This window comes from Dietzia sp. SLG310A2-38A2 (assembly GCF_014145095.1).
Lineage (GTDB): Bacteria > Actinomycetota > Actinomycetes > Mycobacteriales > Mycobacteriaceae > Dietzia.
The window spans coordinates 1-2,788 of sequence record NZ_JAALDX010000083.1; the positions used below are offsets into that span (position 1 = coordinate 1).

At 72.5% G+C, this 2,788-nt stretch carries 3 protein-coding genes and 1 pseudogene; all 4 read right to left on the reverse strand.

Annotated elements, in window-relative coordinates:
- On the reverse strand, window positions 1–659 hold a 659-nt coding region (locus G6027_RS03450; protein ID WP_277612291.1), incomplete at its 3' end, for a transcription antitermination factor NusB.
- A gap of 146 nt (window positions 660–805) precedes the next feature.
- Window positions 806–1,738 carry a methionyl-tRNA formyltransferase gene (fmt, locus tag G6027_RS03455; protein WP_182635439.1) on the reverse strand — a complete coding sequence of 311 codons (933 nt, stop codon included), beginning with the start codon at window positions 1,736–1,738 and terminating at the stop codon, window positions 806–808.
- 2 nt (window positions 1,739–1,740) lie between these two features.
- Window positions 1,741–2,295, reverse strand: coding sequence for a peptide deformylase (def, locus tag G6027_RS03460; RefSeq protein ID WP_182635437.1), 555 nt, complete (start codon window positions 2,293–2,295; stop codon window positions 1,741–1,743).
- A gap of 81 nt (window positions 2,296–2,376) precedes the next feature.
- Window positions 2,377–2,788 (reverse strand): annotated as a pseudogene (locus tag G6027_RS03465) (primosome assembly protein PriA); the annotation flags it as partial.

Below are 2,788 nucleotides of genomic sequence, written 5' to 3' on the forward strand. Positions count from 1 at the left end.
CGGTCGCGGACCGCCTCGAGGGTCCCGGGGTCACCCGAGTCGAGGTGGACCGCGTACGGCGACACGACGCCCTCGGTGCCGCCGGTCACCAGCGCGAGTTCCTCCGCCGAGATGGCGCCGGGCAGTGCCGCCAGGTGCACCTTGGGGCGCGCGTCATCGGCGGCCAGCAGCTCGGGCAGCTCCGCTGCGTCCGCTCCGAGGGATTCCGCGAACGCACGCGCGATCCACTCCGGGTGTGCGGTGCCCACGGCCAGCCGGGCGACGGGGTCCGTCACATTCTTCCGTAGCATTGCGACCCAGCCGTCCAGGTCCTGTGCGGAGACCTTGCGTAGCACCGCGTTGACGAACGCCCCGGCCCGGCCCAGCCCCTGTGTCCGCGCCGCCTCCACACTGGTGTCGACAGCCGCGTGCGCCCCGATCCGGGTGAACAGCAACTGGTAGGCGCCCAGCCGCACCAGGTCCAGGACCGGCGGGTCGATCTCCTCGACCGGGCGGCCGGCCGCCTCCGCGATGATGCGGTCCAGCAACCCCTGTGTCCGGAGGGTGCCGTATGTGAGCTCGGTGGCCAGAGCCGCGTCCCGGGTGTCGAGTCGGGCCTTCCTGAGCTCGGACGGCAACAGGAGGTTCGCATACGCCGCGCGTTCGCGAACCGCCGTCATCACGGCGAGGGCGACGGTCCTGGCATCGGGGCGGCTCTGCCGAGGTGCCGGCCTGTCCCGCCGACGGTCGGCGGAACGGGGTGCATCCGGTCGTCGCCCGCCCGACCTGCCGCCCTGCCGGCCGGTGCCTCCTCTGCCTTCGGTACTCATACGAACTCCGCCCCGTCGTCGAGTCGGGCCCCGCGTGCCCAGTCGACTGCGTTCATCATCTTCTTCCCGGGTGGCTGGAGAGTCTCCACCACCAGGGGCGACGTGGCCGTGCCGACGAGGAAGGAGTGCTTGTCGCACCGGATTCGCCCGGGCGCCAGGGTCGGTGCTCCCTCGCCGGACGGCATCGCGGCGCCGATCTTGACCCGCTCCCCGCCGAGGGTCGTCCAGGCCCCCGGGGCCGGGGTGACCGAACGGATGTGGCGGTCCACCGCCAGCGCCGGGTCAGCCCAGCGCACCCGCGCGTCATCGACGGTGATCTTGCCCGCATGGGAGATCCCGTCCGTCGGCTGTGTGACCGCGCGGAGCTCTCCGGTCTCCAGGGCGTCGAGGGTGGCCACGAGGAGTCCCGCGCCGGATTCTGACAACCGACCGAGCAGGTCGCCGGCGGTGTCGCGCGGGCGGATGGTCTCGGTCATCGTCCCCAGGACCGGACCGGTGTCCATCCCCTCGTCGAGCAGGAAGGTCGTGGCGCCGGTCACCTCGTCTCCGGCCTCGATGGCGGCGTTGACCGGTGCGGCACCCCGCCATGCCGGGAGCAGCGAGAAGTGGAGGTTCACCCACCCGCGTGCGGGGATGTCCAGGACGGGTCGAGGAACCAGGTGCCCGTAGGCCACCACCGGGACCGCCTCGGGTGCGAGTTCGCGGAGTCGCTCGGCGAACTGCGGGTCGCGGGCGTTCGGCGGGGTGAGGACCTCGATCCCCGCGACGTCGGCGGCCGCGGCCACGGGACTACGGGACAGGCTCCGGCCGCGCCCGGTCCGGGCATCGGGACGGGAGACCACCGCCACCACGTCGTGTCGATCGGAGTCCAGGAGTGCCTCGAGTGAGGGGACGGCCGCCTGCGGGGTGCCGGCGAAGACGAGTCGCACCGTCACCTCACCGCCATCGCGTCGGCGAGTCGGTCGTAGACGACCCCGGCGCTGATGGCGTCGCTACCGAACCACCCGGACGCCCGGATCTCGGCCATCGCCGAGCGACGCCGATCCGGAGCGAGGCGTTGGAGGAACAGGACCCCGTCGAGGTGGTCGGTCTCGTGCTGCACGGCGCGCGCGAGGATCCCCTCGGCCTCGAAGCTCACCGGCTCCCCGTGTACGTCGACACCGCGGGCCACGACACGCGCGAAGCGCTCGGTGGGCTCGGAGACCCCGGGGATCGACAGGCACCCCTCGTTGAGGTGCGTCTTCTCGTCGCCGATCGGTTCCCACTCCGGATTGACGAGATGACCCTCCCGGCCTCCACAGGTGTAGACGAACACCCGGGTGGACACGCCGATCTGGGGGGCGGCCAACCCGGCTCCCTCCTCGTGGCGCACCGTGTCCATGAGGTCGGCCACGGTGCGCGCCAACCTGTCGTCGAACGAGGTGACGGGATCAGTCGGGGTCCTCAGGACGGGATCACCGAAGAGCCGGACGGGGTGGACGGCCATGCGTATCTGTACTCCTCGCGGACGGGGATACCGGAAACGCCCATTCTAGGTGCTTCCCGGCCCACCCACCGCACGGGCCGGTCAGCCGATATGGACCGGGTCGAGGCGGACCCGGACGGGGTCGGCGTTCCGCCGACCCGACCGCGCCACCACGATCGCCCGGAGTTCCGTGGAGACCTCGCCGAGTAGAGGTGGCGGGACGCGGAGCAACACCCGCTCGGGGTCCTCCACTCCGTCGTGACCGGGTAGTTCCTCCCCCGGGGGGAGGTCGACGGGGCCGAGCACCTCCACCTCGTCCGGGATCCGGAGCTCGTCGAGGATGTCGGCCAGGGCCGCGGCCGGGCCGTCCACCGCCATCATGTGGACGGCGGGCGGGAACCCCACCTCCGCGCGGTCCGCGAGTTCCCGTTCGGCCCACCCCTGGGGGTCCCACCGCACCAGGGCCTGCGCGACCGGGGAGCCGGAGTCCGCGGACAGGAACACACGGCCGCCG

What these genes read in the sequence shown, in the direction of transcription:
- def (WP_182635437.1), bottom strand. Translation starts at nt 2,295, where the DNA reads ATGGCCGTCCACCCCGTCCGGCTCTTCGGTGATCCCGTCCTGAGGACC.